The sequence below is a fragment of the Shewanella sp. KJ2020 genome, from assembly GCF_024197625.1.
Taxonomy (GTDB): domain Bacteria; phylum Pseudomonadota; class Gammaproteobacteria; order Enterobacterales; family Shewanellaceae; genus Shewanella.
The window spans coordinates 23,703-45,048 of the sequence record NZ_JAKUKD010000021.1; the positions used below are offsets into that span (position 1 = coordinate 23,703).

The 21,346-nt window shown below is 45.5% G+C and carries 16 protein-coding genes; 9 read left to right on the forward strand and 7 right to left on the reverse strand.

What is annotated here, in order from left to right; translation table 11 throughout:
- The first annotated feature begins 141 nt into the window (after nucleotides 1-141).
- On the forward strand, nucleotides 142-3,330 hold the full coding sequence (locus tag MJO46_RS12650) for an amidohydrolase family protein (RefSeq protein WP_253989601.1): 3,189 nt from the start codon (nucleotides 142-144) through the stop codon (nucleotides 3,328-3,330).
- Nucleotides 3,331-3,498: 168 nt separating this feature from the next.
- On the opposite strand, the gene MJO46_RS12655 is transcribed toward MJO46_RS12650, so the two are convergent.
- The gene (locus MJO46_RS12655; RefSeq protein ID WP_253989602.1) at nucleotides 3,499-4,095 is read right to left on the reverse strand and encodes a DNA-3-methyladenine glycosylase I; all 597 of its coding nucleotides are present in this window, start codon (nucleotides 4,093-4,095) and stop codon (nucleotides 3,499-3,501) included.
- Between the two features lie 117 nt (nucleotides 4,096-4,212).
- Here MJO46_RS12655 and glyQ point away from each other — a divergent pair, with 117 nt between their 5' ends.
- Nucleotides 4,213-5,118 (forward strand): glycine--tRNA ligase subunit alpha, encoded by a 906-nt coding sequence (gene glyQ / locus MJO46_RS12660; protein WP_220056912.1) that lies wholly within the window; start codon nucleotides 4,213-4,215, stop codon nucleotides 5,116-5,118.
- A 10-nt stretch (nucleotides 5,119-5,128) separates the two neighbouring features.
- Nucleotides 5,129-7,195 carry a glycine--tRNA ligase subunit beta gene (glyS, locus tag MJO46_RS12665; protein ID WP_253989603.1) on the forward strand — a complete coding sequence of 689 codons (2,067 nt, stop codon included), beginning with the start codon at nucleotides 5,129-5,131 and terminating at the stop codon, nucleotides 7,193-7,195.
- 67 nt (nucleotides 7,196-7,262) lie between these two features.
- Here glyS and MJO46_RS12670 read toward each other — a convergent pair whose 3' ends face one another.
- Complete coding sequence (locus MJO46_RS12670) at nucleotides 7,263-8,303, reverse strand: HDOD domain-containing protein (protein WP_253989604.1); 1,041 nt, start codon at nucleotides 8,301-8,303, stop codon at nucleotides 7,263-7,265.
- A 173-nt stretch (nucleotides 8,304-8,476) separates the two neighbouring features.
- On the opposite strand from MJO46_RS12670, the gene MJO46_RS12675 reads away from it, so the two are divergent.
- Nucleotides 8,477-9,139, forward strand: a complete 663-nt coding sequence (locus tag MJO46_RS12675; protein ID WP_253989605.1) for a glutathione S-transferase family protein — start codon at nucleotides 8,477-8,479, stop codon at nucleotides 9,137-9,139.
- Nucleotides 9,140-9,223: 84 nt separating this feature from the next.
- Here MJO46_RS12675 and gyrB read toward each other — a convergent pair whose 3' ends face one another.
- From gyrB to dnaA, 4 genes are all read right to left on the reverse strand, one after another.
- Nucleotides 9,224-11,641: a DNA topoisomerase (ATP-hydrolyzing) subunit B gene (gyrB, locus tag MJO46_RS12680; RefSeq protein ID WP_253989606.1), complete on the reverse strand. Its 2,418-nt coding sequence runs from the start codon at nucleotides 11,639-11,641 to the stop codon at nucleotides 9,224-9,226.
- A 16-nt stretch (nucleotides 11,642-11,657) separates the two neighbouring features.
- On the reverse strand, nucleotides 11,658-12,740 hold the full coding sequence (recF, locus tag MJO46_RS12685; protein WP_253989607.1) for a DNA replication/repair protein RecF: 1,083 nt from the start codon (nucleotides 12,738-12,740) through the stop codon (nucleotides 11,658-11,660).
- Between the two features lie 177 nt (nucleotides 12,741-12,917).
- Nucleotides 12,918-14,018, reverse strand: coding sequence for a DNA polymerase III subunit beta (gene dnaN / locus MJO46_RS12690; RefSeq protein ID WP_198781719.1), 1,101 nt, complete (start codon nucleotides 14,016-14,018; stop codon nucleotides 12,918-12,920).
- A gap of 19 nt (nucleotides 14,019-14,037) precedes the next feature.
- Nucleotides 14,038-15,426, reverse strand: a complete 1,389-nt coding sequence (gene dnaA, locus MJO46_RS12695) for a chromosomal replication initiator protein DnaA (RefSeq protein WP_198781718.1) — start codon at nucleotides 15,424-15,426, stop codon at nucleotides 14,038-14,040.
- Nucleotides 15,427-15,872: 446 nt separating this feature from the next.
- On the opposite strand from dnaA, the gene rpmH reads away from it, so the two are divergent.
- From rpmH to mnmE, 5 genes are all read left to right on the forward strand, one after another.
- The gene (gene rpmH, locus MJO46_RS12700) at nucleotides 15,873-16,010 is read left to right on the forward strand and encodes a 50S ribosomal protein L34 (RefSeq protein WP_006083827.1); all 138 of its coding nucleotides are present in this window, start codon (nucleotides 15,873-15,875) and stop codon (nucleotides 16,008-16,010) included.
- A gap of 15 nt (nucleotides 16,011-16,025) precedes the next feature.
- Entirely contained in the window at nucleotides 16,026-16,382 is a 357-nt protein-coding gene (gene rnpA / locus MJO46_RS12705) for a ribonuclease P protein component (RefSeq protein ID WP_007652336.1), read from the forward strand.
- A complete protein-coding gene (gene yidD / locus MJO46_RS12710; protein WP_011070421.1) occupies nucleotides 16,349-16,603 on the forward strand; it encodes a membrane protein insertion efficiency factor YidD in 255 nt (84 codons plus the stop codon). Before rnpA ends, yidD begins: the two co-directional genes overlap by 34 nt.
- A 3-nt stretch (nucleotides 16,604-16,606) precedes the next feature.
- Nucleotides 16,607-18,232, forward strand: coding sequence for a membrane protein insertase YidC (yidC, locus tag MJO46_RS12715; RefSeq protein ID WP_253989608.1), 1,626 nt, complete (start codon nucleotides 16,607-16,609; stop codon nucleotides 18,230-18,232).
- 106 nt (nucleotides 18,233-18,338) lie between these two features.
- The gene (mnmE, locus tag MJO46_RS12720) at nucleotides 18,339-19,700 is read left to right on the forward strand and encodes a tRNA uridine-5-carboxymethylaminomethyl(34) synthesis GTPase MnmE (RefSeq protein WP_253989609.1); all 1,362 of its coding nucleotides are present in this window, start codon (nucleotides 18,339-18,341) and stop codon (nucleotides 19,698-19,700) included.
- A gap of 87 nt (nucleotides 19,701-19,787) precedes the next feature.
- Here mnmE and MJO46_RS12725 read toward each other — a convergent pair whose 3' ends face one another.
- Nucleotides 19,788-21,335: an oligopeptide:H+ symporter gene (locus MJO46_RS12725; protein ID WP_253989610.1), complete on the reverse strand. Its 1,548-nt coding sequence runs from the start codon at nucleotides 21,333-21,335 to the stop codon at nucleotides 19,788-19,790.
- Nucleotides 21,336-21,346: the final 11 nt, after the last annotated feature.

Genomic DNA, 21,346 nt, shown 5'->3' on the forward strand with positions numbered 1-21,346 from the left:
CCCTTCGCTCGATCATCAATTGAAACAGTATTTACGTTTTCCTTCTGGCCTATTTGTGCGATAACTACGCAAGTATTAACATATTTTTATATTGTAATTAACCCACTCAAACAGTCCAAAAGAACGAAAACAGGAAGTGACATGTTTAAATCCAAACTGACCCCGCTTTATATCGCCCTCACGCTGGGGATGAATACCCTAGCAGCTAACGCCGCAGACACTAAAGAATCGAAATGGGATGTTAACGCTCCAGCGAATGCGCCCTTAGAGCAAGTCAAAATTGATGTGAATGAAGGCACTTGGATGAACCTTAGTGTCAGCCCTGATGGCAAGCATATTGTCTTCGACTTACTCGGCGACATTTATCAAATCCCAGTATCAGGCGGTGAAGCTAAGCCATTAGCCCAAGGTATTGCTTGGCAGATGCAGCCCGTCTATAGCCCAGATGGCAAGCATATTGCCTTTACGTCTGATGGTGATGGTGGCGACAATATTTGGATCATGGATGCCGATGGCAGCAATCCTCGCACTGTCACCCAAGAAACCTTCAGGCTACTCAATAGTCCAGCATGGAGCCCCGACTCCCAGTATCTGGTCGCCCGTAAACATTTTACTGCCAGCCGCAGTTTGGGCGCGGGGGAAGTGTGGCTATACCACGTAGCAGGCGGTGAAGGCGTTAAACTGACTGAACGTCCAAATGATGAGAAGGATTTAGGTGAACCCGCATACTCCCCCGATGGCCGTTATATCTACTTCAGCCAAGATGATACGCCAGGCAAAACCTTCCATTACTCAAAAGATTCAGTTAACGGTATCTACAAAATCAAACGTTATGATACCCAAACCGGTGATATTGAAATCTTGATTGAAGGTACTGGTGGCGCGATTAGACCAACACCTAGTCCTGATGGCACTAAGCTCGCGTATATAAAGCGCGATGATTTTAACTCATCACTCTACCTACTCGACCTTAAATCAGGTGAAACCACTAAACTGTTTGGCGAACTAGACCGTGATATGCAAGAGACTTGGGCAATCCACGGCGTTTATCCCACCATGGCGTGGACTCAAGATAACAAGGATATTTTCTTCTGGGCTAAGGGAAAGATTAATCGCCTCAATGTTGCCAGCAAAACACTCACAGATATCCCCTTTAGTGTAAAAACCGAGCTAGCAGTACAACCCTCAGTGCGCTTTAAGCAAGATATAGATAAAGACGTGTTCGATGTAAAAATGCTGCGGATGGCACAGATATCACCCGATGGCAGCAAAGTTGCCTTCGAAGCACTAGGTAAGATTTGGTTAAAATCATTACCCGATGGCAAAATGTCACGTTTAACTGAACTCAATGATGATATTAAAGAGCTGTATCCTCAGTGGTCCCGTGATGGCAAAAACATTGTTTTCACCACTTGGAATGACCAAGACCAAGGAACAGTACAAGTCATAAGTGCTAGAGGTGGCAAACCTAAACAGCTTACTTCTGAACCCGGAAAATACGTCGAACCCACCTTTTCACCCGATGGTGAACTCGTAGTGTATCGTAAAGCTCAAGGCGGTAATCTCACCCCAAGAACTTGGTCGCAGGAACCCGGGCTATATAAAGTCGATATCAAAGGTAAACAAAATAAGAAGATCAGTGCCGATGGCTACCAAGCTCAATTTGGTGCCAATGCCGAACGCGTCTTTTTTATGAATAGCAGCGAAGATGACACACCACAGTTATCATCTATTAACTTAGATGGTTTCGATAAGCGGGTTCACTACAGTAGCAAACATGCGACTGAGTTTAGGATTTCTCCAGATGGTGAACAACTCGCCTTCGCCGAACGCTTTAAGGTTTGGGTTACCCCTTTTGCTAAACATGGCGAGACAGTTGAGATTGGCCCCAATGCCAGCAATCTCCCCGTAAGCCAATTGAGTCTACGCGCAGGCGAAAGTATCAGTTGGAACAGTCAAAGCGACCAACTGTATTGGACGCTTGGCCCCGAACTGTATCAAGCCAAAGTCGATACTCAATATCTTAATAAAGATGAAAAGGCACAACCAAGCATTATCGATTTAGGCTTTACTGAAAAAGTCGATGTTCCACGTGGAACAATCGCCTTCGTCGGTGGCAAAGTTATTACGATGGAAAATGACCAAGTGATTGATAATGGTGTAGTCATAGTCAAAGACAATCATATTGTCGCCGTAGGTGATGCCAATATCGCAATTCCTAAGGATGCGCAGATCATCGACATCAAAGGCAAATCCATTATGCCAGGTCTATTCGATGCCCACGCCCATGGACCACAAGCGGATGATGAAATTGTGCCACAACAGAACTGGGCGCTCTACTCTGGATTATCTTTAGGCGTGACTACGATTCATGATCCGTCGAATGACACCACTGAAATATTTGCCGCGTCCGAGCAACAAAAAGCCGGTAAAATCGTCGGCCCACGCATATTCTCCACCGGCACTATACTCTATGGCGCCAATGCACCTGGCTATACCTCGCATATAGACTCGCTGGATGATGCCAAATTCCACCTTGAGCGTCTGAAAAAAGTCGGAGCATTTAGCGTTAAGAGCTATAACCAACCCCGTCGTAATCAGAGGCAACAGGTCATCGCAGCAGCGCGTGAACTTGAAATGATGGTTGTTCCTGAAGGTGGTAGTTTACTACAGCACAATCTAAGCATGGTCGCCGATGGCCATACCACGATTGAGCACTCGCTCCCAGCCGGTTCAATCTATAACGATATCAAACAGTTTTGGAGCCAAACTAAGGTCGGTTACACCCCAACCTTAGTAGTCGCCTATGGTGGCATTTCAGGTGAAAACTACTGGTACGATAAAACCGATGTTTGGGCACATCCGCGTCTGTCGATGTATGTACCAAGTGATATATTGCAAGCTCGCTCAATGCGTCGCCCACATGCACCAGACGCTCATTACAACCACTTTAATGTGGCCAAAGTCGCTAATGAGTTCAACAAATTAGGTGTTCACCCCAATATTGGTGCCCATGGTCAGCGTGAAGGTTTAGCGGCGCATTGGGAAATGTGGATGTTTGCCCAAGGCGGCATGAGCAATATGGAGGTATTAAAAACGGCCACCATTAATCCAGCGACGACCTTTGGCATGGAACAGCAACTCGGTTCGATTAAAGAAGGTAAGCTCGCAGACTTGATCATTATCGATGGTGACCCATTAGCGGATATTCGGGTCACCGACAGAGTTACTTATACCATGGTCAACGGTAAGTTATTTAATGCAGAGACTATGAATGAGCTTAATGGGGATAAAGAGCAGCGTAAGCCGTTTTTCTTTGAGAAAATCTAAACGCTAATCCAAACTTAGAATGGTATTTCTAAAGTATCTAAGCTTAAATTAGTACCTCAAAAATATAAAAAGCATGTTCCACGTGGAACATGCTTTTTATCTCTAGGCTTCTAATACCACACAAGCCCCACAACTCAACTTCAATATCAGCAAGCTCTGCGATTAATATTAATCGTGGTTATGCTGAACGGTACAGGAATCAACGCAGTCCTGATAGGAAATACACTCGACCAAGTGATCATTCACCATACCCACTGCTTGCATAAAGGCATAGCAAATTGTTGGGCCAACGAAATTAAAACCAAGCTTCTTTAACGCTTTTGACATGGCTTCAGATTCTGGTGTTTGTGCCGGAACCTGCGACATTGCCGTAATCTGATTAATTATGGGTTTACCGCCCACAAAGCTCCATAAAAATGCAGAGAAATCCTTCCCATCGGCAGTATAGGCTAAATAACCTTTGGCATTCTTGATGATAGAGTTCACCTTCAAGCGATTGCGCACTATACCGGGATTCAGCATAAGCTCCTCTACTTTCGCCTCATCGAAAGTCGCAATAATCTCAGGTTCAAAATTGGCAAAGGCCTGTTCATACTTTTGTTGCTTCTTCAGGATAGTAATCCAAGATAATCCCGCCTGTTGTCCATCTAAACATAACTTAGCAAACAGCTCCTTAGGATCATAAACAGGCCGTCCCCACACTTTGTCGTGATACTCACGATACAAGGGATCATCACTTACCCAGCCACAGCGGATCTCTTCCATGACATATAACCTTATCGTTTTAATTAAGAAGGTAAAAAATAACCTACATAAGCAGATATCTACAAGGTATAATCGAACCCATTTTCTATTCAGGCTGACGGCAGTAGACAAGTAGACATGACGACAAAACACGACGTAAAAACATTTCAGGGTTTTATTCTCACCCTGCAGGAATATTGGGCACAGCAAGGCTGTGCAATTGTTCAACCTCTAGATATGGAAGTCGGCGCTGGTACATTCCACCCGCAAACTTTCCTACGGTCTTTAGGGCCTGAACCTATGAGCAGTGCCTATGTGCAGCCATCGCGCCGCCCAACAGATGGTCGTTACGGTGAAAACCCTAACCGTCTGCAGCACTACTATCAATTCCAAGTCGTGTTGAAGCCTTCACCTGACAATATTCAAGAGCTGTATTTAGGCTCACTGCAAGCACTGGGTATCGATACTCAAATCCACGATATCCGCTTTGTAGAAGATAACTGGGAATCACCAACACTAGGTGCCTGGGGCTTAGGCTGGGAAGTCTGGCTAAACGGCATGGAAGTAACTCAGTTTACTTACTTCCAACAGGTCGGCGGTTTAGAATGTAGCCCAGTTACGGGTGAAATCACCTACGGCTTGGAACGTCTGGCGATGTATATCCAAGGCGTTGATAGCGTTTATGATCTCGTATGGACCGATGGCCCAATGGGCCGCATTACCTATGGCGATGTGTTCCATCAAAACGAGGTTGAGCAATCTACCTATAACTTCGAACACGCCGACGTAGACTTTATGTTCACCCTGTTCGATCAGTGCGAAAAAATGTGTCAGCATTTATTGTCGCTAGAAAAACCTTTACCTCTGCCCGCCTACGAGCAAGTGATGAAAGCCTCACACGCCTTCAACCTGCTCGATGCCCGCCACGCTATTTCAGTGACTGAACGTCAGCGTTATATCCTGCGCGTTCGTACTATGGCGAAAGCGGTTGCTGAATCCTATTATCAGGCACGCGAAGCGCTTGGCTTCCCAATGTGTAAGTAGAGGTAAACACATGAATTTTGAAAACTTACTCATAGAGTTAGGCACGGAAGAATTACCACCTAAGTCACTGCGTAAACTGGCTGAATCCTTTTTAGCTAACTTTACCGAAGAACTCACCAAAGCCGATTTAGCATTTAGCTCAGCCGTTTGGTACGCAGCGCCACGTCGCCTGGCAATTAACGTTACTGAACTTGCCCTTGCTCAGGCTGACAAAGTGGTTGAGAAACGCGGCCCCGCCGTGAGTTCAGCCTTTGATGCAGAAGGTAAACCCACTAAAGCCGCCGAAGGTTGGGCACGGGGTAATGGCATTACTGTTGAACAGGCCGAACGTTTAGTCACAGATAAAGGCGAATGGCTAGTCCATAACGCCAAAGTTGAAGGCGTCGAAACAAAAAGTTTGATCGCTGCCATGGCTCAACGTGCCTTAGATAAGTTGCCAATTCCTAAGCCTATGCGTTGGGGCAATAATAAAACCCAATTTATTCGCCCCGTTCATACTGCCACTATCTTATTAGGCAGTGAGTTGATTGAAGGTGAATTGCTAGGTATTAAATCGGCACGCACTGTTCGCGGTCACCGCTTTATGGGTACAGGCTTCGAGCTTGACCATGCAGATAACTACCTGGCGCTGCTGAAAGAAAAAGGCAAAGTCATCGCCGATTACGAAAGCCGTAAAGCCTTAATCAAAGCCGATGCCGAAAAAGCGGCCGCTAAGATTGGTGGCACCGCCGATATCGAAGATGATCTACTGGAAGAAGTGACCTCTTTGGTTGAATGGCCAGTGGTGTTAACCGCAAGCTTTGAAGAAAAGTTCTTAAGCGTACCGTCTGAAGCTTTGGTCTACACCATGAAGGGCGATCAGAAATATTTCCCCGTCTTTGATGACGCGGGCAAGTTACTGCCAAACTTTATCTTTGTCGCCAACATAGAATCTAAAGATCCCGCGCAAATTATCTCTGGTAACGAGAAAGTGGTTCGTCCACGTTTGGCTGATGCTGAGTTCTTTTTTAATACCGATAAGAAGCACACACTAGAATCACGTTTACCTAGCCTAGAAACAGTCCTGTTCCAACAACAGCTTGGTACCTTAAAAGACAAAGTCACTCGTATCTCTGCCCTCGCCGCCTTTATTGCTGAGCAAACTGGCGCGAATGCGGTCGATGCAGCCCGTGCGGGTTTGTTATCTAAAACAGACTTAATGACCAATATGGTGATGGAATTTACCGATACTCAAGGCACTATGGGCATGCATTACGCCCGCCTCGATGGTGAAACCGAAGCCGTTGCGGTTGCGATGGAAGAGCAATATAAGCCTAAATTTTCTGGTGATACTGTGCCTAGAGCAGGCGTATCTTGTGCCGTTGCATTAGCAGACAAGCTAGACACCTTAGTCGGTATCTTTGGTATTGGCCAAGCTCCTAAAGGTGCTGCCGATCCCTTTGCCCTACGCCGCGCGGCGATTGGCGTGCTACGTATTATCGTTGAGAACAAACTGCCACTGGACTTAGTAACGCTGATAGCTAAAGCTCAGGAGCTCCACGGTACTAGCTTAAGCAACGCGAATGCAAGCGATGAAGTGCTTGAATTCTTAATGGCTCGTTTCCGTGCTTGGTATCAAGATAAAGGTATTGGTGTTGATGTGATCTTAGCCGTGCTAGCACGTCGCCCAACACGCCCAGCCGATTTTGATAGCCGTATCAATGCGGTATCACACTTTAGAAGCCTAGAAGCTTCTAGCGCTCTTGCGGCAGCGAACAAGCGTGTATCCAACATTCTGGCTAAGGTTGAAGGTGCTTTACCGACAGCGATCAATGCGAGTCTGTTAACTGAAGCCGCAGAGCAAGCATTAGCGGCCAAGTTGAACGAGCTACAGCCGAAGTTGGCGCCTCTGTTTGCCAATGCCGATTACCAACAAGCCTTAACTTTGTTAGCTGGCCTGCGTGAAAGCGTGGATCAGTTCTTCGAAGATGTAATGGTAATGGCGGATGATGAAGCGTTGAAAAACAATCGTTTAGCATTGTTGAATAATTTACGCGAGCAGTTTCTGCACGTAGCGGATATCTCACTACTGCAATAATGTACCGCTAAGTACCATTAAAAAACGCGCTTAAAAGCGCGTTTTTTATTCGCTTAATTCAAACAAATTAAAACTGCTGTAGCTTTTGATGTAGTTCATCAAACTGTGTTTTATCTAGCATCACTTGGGCTAATAAATCCGAGAGCATTTCCGCGGATAACTTACCCGCTTGATGTAGCATAGATATTTCACTGATCACATTCGCCCGCCACACAATCGCAGCAAGACCAGATCTTGGCCGCGAATTGATATTGGCAAGCTTATCTAACTCAGTTTCGAAGGTGCTGGGCAATTGCCAATATTTAGCAAGCAGAGCGCTTAAGGTGAGCGATTTGGCCGTCATCACTTGTCTAAATAACCTTGAATTAGGTTGCTCGCCTGGTTCTGCCTGGACAAATGCATCGAGTAATATCTTAAAAATCGCAAGTTTGCCCACATCATGTAATAAACCAAGCAAGAAGGCTGTGTCTCTATCCTCTTCACTGAGTTCACTCGTCAAAAAAGCCACTTGCATTGAGTGACGCCAAATCTCTGCCCCAAAACGTCGAAAATAAATAGGCTTAATATCTAACATCTCACGCACTAAGCAACTAGTTACAAAATACCTTAACTGCTCACGACCTAATTGCACTAAGGCTTGCTGAAGACTAGTAATATCTTTGCCTGCACGCTTAAAAGCGGGGGAATTACAGAGTTTAAGGACTTCCACACTGAGCAGGGGATCTTGCTCTATCAGTGAAAGTAAATCCTTAGTTTCAAACAGTGGATCGGCAAGCTTACGATCTAACTCCAGTACCTTTGACGGCAGTTTTAAGACCTTTTCAGCGATAACTTGGGGCGATGCTAATGCCTGCTCGATTTCAAGCATAACCCGACGCTCTAGATTATTTGCAACACCACCCGTGTCTTTGGTGCGAGCAGAAAATAATAAGCTATAAAACAGCGCATCTAAGTCAACACAGACCGCCATATTGTACTCAGTATCCATCTGTCTAGGAGATGCAGCACTGATGGGCTTACCAAGATCTATCTTAGTAAAACTCTTAGGTCGCTCAAGGCTTGATTCTTCGCGAATATTAAATATTTTGTTAAAAAATGACTTGATCAAAAAATACCAACCTAGGATAAATAGACAGTTAATAACAACAAAAAGGCATCCACTGCAATTTATAGGCTCAACCATAACGTCCCGTAGCAGGCACAAGAAGCATAACATATTGGCATAGCTTGAACGGCTTATTCTTTACTGAATAGCACGACAGAGAATAGAAAGGTTAAAAAATGGATCTTTATATAGGCAATAAAAATTACTCTAGCTGGTCACTGCGGGCTTGGTTAATGGCTGCAAAATCAGGCGTACAGTTCAACGAAGTATTACTGCAACTCGATACCGACAGCTTCTATCAAAGGCTTAAAACAGTCTCCCCTACCTTAAAAGTCCCGACTCTGGTTGACGGTAATATTACCGTGTGGGATTCACTGTCGATTTGTGAATACATCAATGATACCTATCTGTCAGGAACGGCTTGGCCACAGGATCCCAAGCAAAAAGCCAAAGCCAGATCCCTCGCCTGTGAAATGCATTCTGGCTTTAGCGCTGTACGAAATGCCTTACCTATGAATATACGCGCCAGCCGTTATGTTGAACTTACCGATGCAGTCCGCAAAGACATTGAGCGTATTGATGCGATTTGGTCAGCACAAATGGCCGAGTTTGCCCCATCAAATACAAAAGGTACTTGGTTATTCGGCGCTTGGTCGATTGCCGATATGATGTTTGCCCCAGTGGTGATGCGCTTTATCACCTACGGCATTGAGGTATCGCAGGCAAGTCGCGCTTATATGCAGCATGTGATCAGTTGCCCAGAAATGCAGGCTTGGATTAATGCGGCTAAGGCAGAGACTGAAATTGTCGAGGCCGATGAAGCGGGCATTGATCGATAAAGGGATAAATCATAGAAATAAAAAAGGGAAAGCCTTGGCTTTCCCTTAATCATTCACGTACTAATGCGAGTCACTTAACGCACATTACACGTCTAAGTTAGCCACGTTTAAGGCGTTCGCTTCGATAAACTCACGGCGAGGTTCAACTTGATCACCCATTAAACAAGTGAACAATTGATCGGCGCCCACGGCATCGTCAATGGTAACTTGCAACATGCGGCGTGATTCAGGATCCATTGTGGTTTCCCACAATTGCTCAGGGTTCATCTCACCCAATCCTTTATAGCGTTGGATGTACAAGCCGCGTTTAGCCTCAGAAATGGTCCAATCTAATGCTTCGAGGAAGCTGCCCACCTCTTTCACGCGTTCACCACGTTGCACATAACCACCCTCTTCAATCATGCCTTCTAATGCGGCGCCTAACTTACCAATACGTTGGTAGTCAGTAGATTGGAAGAAGTCGTAAGTAAACAGGTAGTTGGTATCGATACCGTGTTTACGAATGGTGATCTTAGGCAGATACACTTTACGCTCAGGATCGAGAATTGGCTCGCCAGAATACAGCACACCGCTGCTTTCTAATTCCACCAACTCATGGATAAAGGCATCGATCCAGTCCTTCATCTTGCCTTCATCGGCCAGCATCTCGTTAGTGATCATTGGGTGGTAAAGCATACGGTTAGTAATGTGTGTTGGATAACGTTGCTCTAAACGGGCAACAATCGCTTCCACTTCACGGTACTGAGTCACTAAACGCTCTAACGGCTCACCCGACATACCCGGTGCACCTTGAGTTGGATACACAATAGTGCCATCCAAAGCTTGGGTGGTGAGGTATTGAGTCAATGCTGGCTCGTCCTTCAAATACTGTTCTTGCTTGCCCTTTTTCACTTTGAATAGTGGTGGTTGGGCAATATACACATAACCACGTTCAATCAATTCAGGCATTTGACGGAAGAAGAAGGTCAACAGCAAGGTACGAATGTGTGAGCCGTCGACGTCAGCATCCGTCATGATGATGATGTTGTGATAACGGGTTTTATCAGGGTTGTATTCATCACGACCAATACCACAACCGAGTGCGGTGATCAGTGTGGCAACCTCTTGAGAAGACAGCATCTTATCGAAGCGCGCTTTCTCAACGTTCAAGATTTTACCCTTCAGTGGCAGAATCGCTTGGTTCTTACGGTTACGTCCCTGCTTGGCGCTACCACCAGCAGAGTCACCTTCCACTATGTAAATTTCTGAAAGACCAGGGTCTTTCTCTTGGCAATCGGCCAGCTTACCTGGCAAACCACCTAAATCGAGAGCACCTTTACGACGGGTCATTTCACGGGCTTTACGCGCCGCTTCACGGGCACGGGCCGCATCAACAATCTTACCAACAATCAGCTTAGCATCGGCTGGATTTTCCAGCAGATAATCGTTCAGCTTCTCTCCCATGGTTTGTTCAACCGCGGTTTTCACTTCACTAGACACTAGCTTGTCTTTGGTTTGCGAGCTGAACTTAGGATCCGGCACTTTAACAGAAATAACCGCAGTTAAACCTTCACGGGCATCATCGCCGGTCGCGTTAGTCTTACCTTTCTTGTTGTAGCCTTCGTTTTCCATGTAGTTGTTGAGGTTACGCGTCAACGCACTACGGAAACCGACTAAGTGAGTACCACCATCACGCTGGGGAATGTTGTTGGTAAAACAGAAAATATTTTCCTGATAACCGTCGTTCCACTGCATCGCCACTTCAACGGTAATACCGTCGTCACGCTCTTGCATAAAGTGGAATACGTCTTTGTTGACTGGCGTTTTATTGCGGTTTAGGTAGTCGACAAACGCGCTAATACCGCCTTCGTATTTAAAGAGTTCGTTTTTATTGTCGCGCTCATCAATCAGGCGAATACCTACACCCGAGTTAAGGAATGACAGTTCACGTACACGTTTAGCAAGAATTTCAAAATGGAATTCAACATCGCTGAAAGTTTCTTCGCTCGGCCAGAAACGGATTTCAGTCCCAGTCTTAGTAGCATCGCCGATCACTTTAATCGGGGCATCGGGTACACCGTGGGTGTAGAACTGCTCATGCACTTTGCCTTCGCGGCGAATCGTTAGTTGCAGCTTTTTAGAGAGGGCGTTAACCACAGACACACCCACACCGTGCAGACCGCCAGACACTTTGTAAGAGTTATCATCGAACTTACCACCGGCATGCAATACCGTCATGATAACTTCAGCCGCCGATACACCTTCTTCCTTATGGATAGAAACCGGAATACCACGGCCGTCATCTCGAACAGAAACCGAACCATCCACATGGATAGTAATCGTAATATCGCTACAGTGGCCGGCTAAGGCTTCATCGATAGAGTTATCGACTACTTCGAACACCATATGATGTAGACCCGTACCGTCGTCGGTGTCACCAATATACATCCCAGGTCTCTTACGTACTGCATCAAGGCCTTTTAGGACCTTAATACTCGAAGAATCGTAACTATTCTCTGACATATTATTCTCTCAATGGTTATTCAATTACCGTTACACGTCCCTGTTCCACATGAAACATCCTACTGGGAGGCGTGTGTAACGAATCGACTATTGCAGCAGGATCGATGGCGGTCACAAACACTTGTGCTCCGGTATCCGTTAACTGCTTAAGCAATAGCTGCCTATGCTGTGCATCCAACTCGGATGGAAGATCATCCACCAGATAAATACTGTGTTTATCTGTTTGTTGTTTGAGCAACTTTCCCTGTGCAATACGCAGTGCACAGACTAATAATTTCAATTGACCACGGGACAGGGCATCCTGCGCCGGCAAAGTGCCTACACGAAGTCTAAGGTCAGCTTTATGGGGACCGCTGACGGTATGACCTGTGGCCAAATCTCTGGGATATTGGGTTGCGAGTAATTCCGCAAAATCCGTTTTGCTATCCCAACCGCGGGTAAATGAAACCTTCACATCTACACTCGGTAAAAACTCCCCGATTATACCCTTAAGTAGCTCATTTAACGAGTCTACATAACGGTTTCGTATTTCGGTAACCTGCTCGGTATAACGGACAAACTCTCGGTCCCAATATTGGATACTATCATAGGCCGAACCGTTTCTAAGTAACTGATTTCGCTGCTTAAGAACTCGTCTGACATTCATCCAAGCACCATAGAATTGCGGGTCGGAATGAAACGCTCCCCAATCAATAAACTGCCTACGGGATTTTGGCCCTTCAAACAGTAAAGAAAAGCTTTCAGGCGTGATCACTTGGATAGGTAAAGTTTCGGCTAATGTTGATAAGCGTTTGACCTTATCACCGTCGATTTTGACTTCGGTCTCGCCGCTACGAAACCGCCGTAAACCGATTTTACTGTCGCCTCGAGGTAAATTTAACGTGGCGAATAAGGTCAACTTATCCTCATCGTTATTGATGACTCTTTGGGATAAATGGCTGCGAAAGGAGCGTCCCATACCAAGGAAATAAATCGCCTCCAAAATACTGGTTTTGCCGCTGCCATTCTGACCATAAATGACGTTAATACCAGCACTTGGGCTCAATTGCGCCAATTGAATATTGCGAAAAGCTTCGATATTAAGACGGGTTAGGCTCATGCATTACTCATAACACCGAGTAAACGGCTCAGGCAAAAACGTATATGACTCATCATACCGCAACCCCACCGTTCAACAATGGAAAGCATAACTGAGGCATTTTAAGGGCATCTACACCGCCCCAAGGCGATGTAGATAACAAAGATAAACCGGTAAACACAGGCTGGTTGATATGGGCTATAGACGCATTGGCATAACCACATACATGGAATCTTCTTCCAAGTGGTTTTCAATCAAGGCGCTAGAATTGCCATCAATTAGAGTAATGCGCACATCATCAGACTTAAGGTTGTTGAGCACGTCAAGCAAATAGCTGACGTTAAAACCAATCTCAAGTGGCTGATTGTTATAATCTACGTCGATGATTTCTTCCGCCTCTTCCTGTTCTGGATTGTTGGCGGTGATCTTTAACAGGCCATTTTCAAGCTGAATACGCACACCACGGAATTTTTCATTGGATAAAATCGATGCGCGGGTCAGTGCTTGTTTCAAATGATTACGGCTCGCGATAACGATTTTATCGCCGCCCTTAGGTAACACGCGGCGGTAATCGGGGAAGCGACCATCGACTAATTTACTAGTAAAGACAGTGCTGGCGGTGGTGGCACGAATGGCGTTATCACCGATGGCAATTGCGATATCGAGATCATCCGACTCCAATAAACGCGCCATTTCCATCACGCCCTTACGCGGAACAATAACTTGTTTTTCAGGCAATTGGGCATCGATAACCCGGTGACTTAAGGCTAAACGGTGGCCATCGGTCGCAATAGCACGCAACACATTACCTTCGGTCTCAAACAATAAACCGTTAAGGTAATAGCGCACATCTTGGTTAGCCATCGAAAATTGGGTCGAGTCGATAATCGACTTAAGCACGCCCTGCTTCAAGCTAAATTCGATCTCAGCTTGGAAAGCTTCGACATTGGGATATTCTTCAGCGGGCAAAGTCGCTAAAGAAAAACGGCTACGACCTGAACGCAGCAACCATTTATTATCCTGTTGCTCGACTTTCAGCTCGCTTTGTTCTGGCAAAGATTTAACGATATCCAGCAGCTTCTTAGCAGGAACCGTAGTACGACCTTCTTCTATATCACCATGAACCACAGCTTGGCCAACCAGTTCGACTTCTAAATCTGTGCCCGTCAACTTAAGTGAGTGACCACTTACTTCAACAAGGAGATTAGCCAAAATGGGCAAGTTATGGCGTCTTTCTACCGCACCACACACTAATTGCAACGGCTTTAATAGGGCATCCCTATCAATTGAAAATTTCATAGTGTCCAATTCCTTGATTTTAAGAAGATAAAGTTCTAATCAAGTTAGCGTAATCTTCTTTAATGTCGTGACTCTCTTCCCGTAGCTGAGCAATCTTACGACAGGCATGCAACACTGTGGTGTGATCTCGACCACCAAAGGCATCACCAATTTCCGGCAAGCTCTGGTTAGTTAATTCTTTGGATAACGCCATGGCAACTTGTCTAGGGCGCGCAACACTGCGCGAACGACGCTTAGACAACATATCAGCCATCTTAATTTTGTAGTATTCAGCTACGGTTTTCTGAATGTTGTCTATAGTGACTAATTTTTCCTGCAGTGCCAATAGGTCACGCAGTGCTTCACGCACAAAATCAATCGTTATTGGACGACCGGTAAAGTTAGCGTTCGCAATCACACGGTTTAACGCCCCTTCTAACTCACGGACGTTAGAGCGTAATCGCTTAGCAATAAAGAAGGCCACTTCATCGGGTAAGTTGATACCGCTTTCCTGCGCTTTACGCATCAAAATCGCCACTCGAGTTTCTAACTCTGGCGGCTCAATGGCCACAGTTAACCCCCAACCGAAACGGGATTTCAATCTGTCTTCAACTCCGTCGATCTCCTTTGGATAACGATCCGAAGTCAAAATAATTTGGTGATTACCTTCAAGCAGCGCGTTAAAGGTATGGAAGAATTCTTCTTGAGATCGGTCTTTATTGGCAAAAAATTGAATATCGTCGATAAACAAGGCATCGACACTGCGGTAATAACGCTTAAATTCTTCGATCGCATTGTTTTGCAATGCCTTAACCATATCCTGCACAAAACGCTCGGAATGCATATAAACCACTTTTGCATTGGGATTGTTTTTAATGATCCCGTTGCCAACGGCGTGCAAAAGGTGAGTTTTACCTAGACCCGTTCCGCCATATAAGAATAATGGGTTGTATGCGCCACCTGGATTTTCAGCCACTTGCAACGCTGCAGCCTTACCTAATTGGTTTGATTTACCTTCAACGAAGTTATCAAACTGATAGGTTGGATTGATATTGCTGCGATGGTTAGCATTCGCGATAGGCTCAGCTTGGGTATTAAAAGATGTCCCTACTGTCGCTTTAGTCTGAGGATTAGGCACTCGAGTTGTTGCTATCGGCGCCACAGGTTCCGGCTTTTTCGCCGATGGACGGCTGCCAATATCGAAGCGTAACTTAGGTGCATCACTGCCCATTTGCTCAGTAAAAAACTGATTAATGATATTGATGTATTTATCTCTGACCCAATCGAGCACGAAGCGGTTGGGCGCATAAAGCACCAAAGTATCTCCATCCATTTCGGCTTGTAACGGTCTGATCCACATACTGAACTGCTGAGCAGAAAGCTCATCCTGCAGTCGTCCGATACATTGTTGCCAAAGTGAAACAGCCACTAAGTTATCCCCAAAAGATCATCAAAAAAGAGGTGTATTCTATAGCGAGATCTCAATGATCGCTATCCTTAAAAAATATTTATCCCCAGCGAGATCATTCTATGTGGATATCCTCGATCATCAAAGATCAAAATCGATCCTTTTATTAAACAATTAGCGCAAATCCCGCTTTATTAAGCGATCCACATTGATCTATAATGGCGGCCCTTTGATCGAGTCAAAGATCCCCTTTACTACTAGATGTAGTAGCCGTACACAGAGTTATCCACATCTTATGGTGTATTGCGGGGATGGATCTTAGGACACGCTGGCAGAAATAAACCACTTACCGACTTTCGTTGTTGACGGGAACAAGTAAAGTGATTACAATTCGGCCTCTTTTTTGCCCTTACCTCTAATAACTAGAGATAAGGAATGTTCACTAATAACAAAGACGGATTGCCATCATGAGTAAACGTACTTTTCAACCTAGCAACCTGAAGCGCAAGCGTTCTCACGGCTTCCGCGCTCGTATGGCTACTGTAGGCGGCCGTAAGGTGCTTGCACGTCGTCGTGCGAAAGGTCGCGCTCGTTTATCTGCTTAATAAGTGGATAACTAGTTGACTAGCTATACCTTTACGCGGGAGTTACGTTTGCTAACTCCCGCGCAATTTAAATCTGTATTCTCCAATCCCATCAAAGCATCTTCTGCTGAAATTACCTTGCTCGCTATTCCTAACTCGGAACAACATCCGCGTCTGGGCCTTACTGTTGCTAAACGCTATGTAAAACGCGCCAATCAACGTAATCGCATTAAGCGCGTCATCAGAGATAGTTTTCGTTTAAATCAACACGACATCCCTCACCTCGATATCGTTGTGCTGGTCAGAAACGGCGTGATGGAAATGGAAAACGCAGAAATCAACAAATTGATAGAAAAGCTATGGCGCAAACTCAGTCGCCGCTACAATGGCTAGCGACCACGTTAATTCGTGGCTATCAAATCTTCATTAGCCCTATACTGGGCCCTCGTTGTCGTTTCAATCCCACTTGCTCTCATTACGCCATTGAAGCAATAAAAGTGCACGGAACCGCGAAAGGTTGTTGGTTTGCATTGAAACGCATATTAAAATGTCACCCTTTACATCCCGGCGGTAGCGATCCCGTCCCCCCTAAAAATGACAGGTGTAATAAATAGGCTATGGAATCTCAACGCAATATATTGCTCATAGGACTACTGTTTGTCAGCTTTTTGCTGTGGCAACAGTGGCAGGCAGACAAAGCTCCTAAACCCGTTGCAACCGAATCGTCCTTAGTGGCGAATGCGGCTAGCACTCACAGCGCCGATGTTCCAGAAGCAGATACAGGTGTGCCAGCAGCCGTCGCTGCAACTCAAAATATTATCAAGGTAAAAACCGATCAACTCGATGTGCAGATCAACCCAGTGGGTGGCGACATCGTTTTTGCAGCGCTAGTTTCACACAAGATGGAACAGGGTAAAGACCAACCTTTCGTATTGCTTGAGCAAACAAAGGATTACACTTATATCGCCCAGAGCGGCCTAATAGGCCGTGATGGTATCGATAGCAGTGCCAAAGGTCGTGCTGCATTCACCGCCTCGGCAACTGAATTTACCTTAGCCGAAGGTCAAGATACCTTAGAAGTGCCATTAACCTATGTGGCAGATAACGGTGTAACTTACACTAAAGTCTTCGTATTCCACCGCGGCAAGTTTAACGTCGATATCGATTACAAGATCAACAACACCTCGGCAACACCACTGCAAGTTCAGATGTACGGTCAGATTAAACAAACGATTAAGCCATCTGAAAGCAGCATGATGATGCCAACCTACCGCGGTGGCGCATTCTCAACGCAAGATGTGCGTTATGAGAAGTACAACTTCGAAGACATGGCTAAAGGCAACCTGAACCAAGCCACGTTAGGCGGTTGGGCTGCAATGCTACAACATTACTTTGTTTCAGCTTGGATCCCACCGGCAACCGATAGCAACACCATTTTCTCGAGTGTAAGCGCAGGCGGTTTAGCCAATATTGGTTTCCGCGGCGCGGTATACGATATAGCACCAGGTGCGACTCAAGAAATTAGCTCGCAATTCTATGTAGGTCCTAAGGATCAAGCGGCATTATCAGCGATTTCAGAAACCTTAAACCTAGTGGTTGATTACGGTTTCCTCTGGTGGTTAGCTGTGCCTATTCACTGGCTATTGATGTTCTATCAATCATTCGTCGGTAACTGGGGTGTGGCAATTATCCTGATCACCTTAACCGTTCGTGGTTTACTGTTCCCGCTGACTAAAGCGCAGTACACCTCAATGGCGAAGATGCGTAACCTACAGCCAAAACTGCAGGATTTGAAAGAACGCTTCGGCGATGACCGTCAAAAGATGGGTCAAGCCATGATGGAATTGTACAAGAAAGAAAAAGTTAACCCTATGGGTGGCTGTTTACCTATCCTGTTACAGATGCCAATCTTCATTGCCTTGTACTGGGTATTGTTAGAAAGCTTCGAACTGCGCCATGCGCCATTTATGTTATGGATCCACGACTTATCGGTACAAGATCCTTACTATATTCTGCCGCTGCTGATGGGTGTTTCTATGTTCATCATGCAGAAGATGCAACCTATCGCACCGACTATGGACCCAATGCAAGTCAAGATGATGCAGTGGATGCCAGTGATCTTTACCGTATTCTTCCTGTGGTTCCCATCGGGTCTAGTACTGTACTGGTTAGTAGGTAACATAGTTGCCATTATCCAGCAGAAGATTATTTATGCAGGTCTAGAGAAAAAAGGCTTAAAATAATCCCTAGCTTTAGCAACGCATAAAGTGAAAACAACACTAAAGGCGGCTTAATTAGCCGCCTTTTCCTTTACATCATTTGGTAGATATTAGTTTGGTGGGTATTTCCGTGACAACTGACACTATCGTGGCTCAAGCCACCGCACCCGGACGTGGCGGCGTTGGCATCATTCGAATTTCAGGTGACAAAGCAACGGATGTTGCCATGGCAGTTTTAGGTCATCTACCTAAAACCCGCTACGCCGACTATTGCGATTTTAAAAGTGCCTCTGGCCAAGTGATAGACCAAGGCATAGCACTGTTTTTTAAAGGTCCTAATTCCTTTACCGGTGAAGATGTATTGGAACTTCAAGGCCACGGCGGGCAAATCGTTCTCGATATGCTGATAAAACGCGTACTGGAAGTTGAAGGTATTCGTATCGCTAAACCGGGTGAATTTAGCGAACAAGCTTTTATGAACGATAAACTCGACTTAACCCAAGCCGAAGCCATTGCCGATCTTATCGATGCCACCAGTGAACAAGCCGCCAAAAGCGCGTTGCAATCGCTGCAGGGTGAGTTTTCAAAGGAAGTCCACGAGCTGGTGGACCAAGTCACTAATCTGCGTTTATACGTTGAAGCCGCGATTGATTTTCCCGATGAAGAGGTCGACTTTTTAAGTGATGGCAAAATTGCCAATGCACTCTATAAAATCATCGATAAACTTGACCTAGTGCAAGTCAGCGCTAAACAAGGCTCGATTATCCGCGAAGGGATGAAAGTGGTGATTGCCGGCCGCCCTAATGCCGGAAAATCCAGTCTATTAAATGCCTTAGCAGGTAAAGAATCGGCGATTGTCACTGAAATAGCCGGCACCACCCGGGATGTGTTACGCGAACATATTCATTTAGATGGCATGCCGCTGCATATTATCGACACAGCAGGTTTGCGAGATACTACAGATACAGTAGAACAAATTGGTATAGAACGCGCATGGAATGAAATTAATAGCGCCGATCGCGTGCTGTTTATGGTCGATGGCACTACTACAGCCGCTGTCGATCCCCATGATATTTGGCCGGATTTTATCGATCGCCTGCCCGCCAATTTGGGCGTGACAGTCATTCGCAATAAAGCCGATCTCACCGGTGAAGACTTAATGATGACCGAAGAGCAAGGTTATAGCGTCTATCGGATTTCGGCCAAAACAGGACTAGGTGTTGAAGAACTAAAGCAGCATTTAAAGTCACTCATGGGCTATCAGAGTAATCTCGAAGGCGGCTTTATCGCCCGTCGCCGTCATCTCGAAGCACTCGAGATAGCCGCAAGTCACTTGCAACTAGGCAAAGAACAATTAGAAATTTACCTCGCAGGTGAACTTTTAGCAGAAGAACTCAGAATGGCACAGCTAGCCCTATCTGAAATTACCGGCCGTTTTACCTCCGACGATCTCTTAGGCAAAATTTTCAGCTCATTCTGTATCGGTAAATAACTTTGTTTTTAAAAGTGAGATAACCCGATAAAAAAATCAGCCCATTTTGGGCTGATTTTTTTATATATTTACTCTTTATCTAAAGCATTACACCTGTCGATAATGATCCTGCATTTGATATGAGCGGGCATAAAGTGCAAATACCAGTGCCGCAAAGATGGCAAAACCCGCAAAGAAAAACATTTGGAACGCCGTAACGCTCATGCCGGTTTGCACTATTTGTTCGGTAACCGCAGGGCTCTTGACGCTCACATTGGCGAGTAATACCCAAAGGTTGCCCACTGTTACCGAAAGAGTCCAAAAACTCATAATTGTGCCTTTCATCGCTTTAGGTGCTTGGCTATAGGCAAATTCTAGCCCAGTAGCCGAAACCAATACTTCACCAAATGTCAGCAAGGCATAGGGTAAAATCTGCCAAAAGATAGAAAGGGCCGAACCACCATCCATCATCAATTGGATACTACCGACCACAATCCAACTTAAACCTGTGATAGCAATCCCCGCCCCCATTTTACGCAGCGCTGTTAGTTTGATCCCCATACGTTCAATCGCAGGATATAAAACAAAGTTATTAAATGGGATCAATAGCATGACTAATAATGGATTCAAGGCCTGCATCATTGCAGGTTCAAACCATTCAGGCTTAGTCATATCGTTAGCCTGTAAAATCCAGGTCGATGCCTTTTGATCGAATAAAGACCAAAACGGGGTGACTAAGGCAAATAGCACTAAAATACGCAATACAGATCGAACACCATCTACAGCGTGATCAGGGTGGATCCCCCTAGCCCTTTCAAGCTGCAATGAAGCCCCCACACCGATAAAGCCCATAATGAGCACCAGAGCACAACATAAACCCGCCACAATACCTAAAGTAGGAATATTCACTAAGGCATAGGCTGCAGACACTAAGCCAATTAATGCGAGAACTAAACCCACGTTGGCTTGACCAGCGACTTTAGTCAGTAAGGCAGTTCGGATTACAGGTAAAAAACCATGGGGATCTTTAGGTTCAGGTGGCATATGCACATAACGCTTGCGGCCTAACCAAAAAAATACGGTTGCAATAAACATCAGTACGCCAGGGATCCCAAATGCGACCGCAGCACCAAAATTTTTCAACAACAATGGCATAGATAAAGAAGCGAAGAAAGAACCAAAGTTGATCGTAAAATAAAACATATCAAAGGCCTTCTGGGCCAAAGATTTGTTTGTTTGATCAAATTGATCTCCCATAAAGGAAGAAACCAAGGGCTTAATGCCACCGGAGCCAAGGGCGATCAAAAATAGTCCAGTATAGAAGCCTTGAATACTGTGCTCAAAAATGGCGAGAAAAGCATGACCAACACAGTAAATTAAGCTAAGCCACAGAATTGTATTGTATTTTCCAAAGAAACGGTCAGCAATCCAACCACCTAATAATGGGAAAAAATACACCCCGATGACAAAGGAATGGAACACATCCTTTGCCATAGCACCACGGAGATGTTCAGGCACAGATAACAAGAGTGCCGTCATCAAGAAGGGCGTTAAAATGTTGCGCATTCCATAAAAGCTAAAACGCTCACAAGCTTCGCTGGCAATGATATAAGGGATTTGGCGTGGCCACTGGGGCGACTGAACAGGAGCTGTCATCGATTATCCTA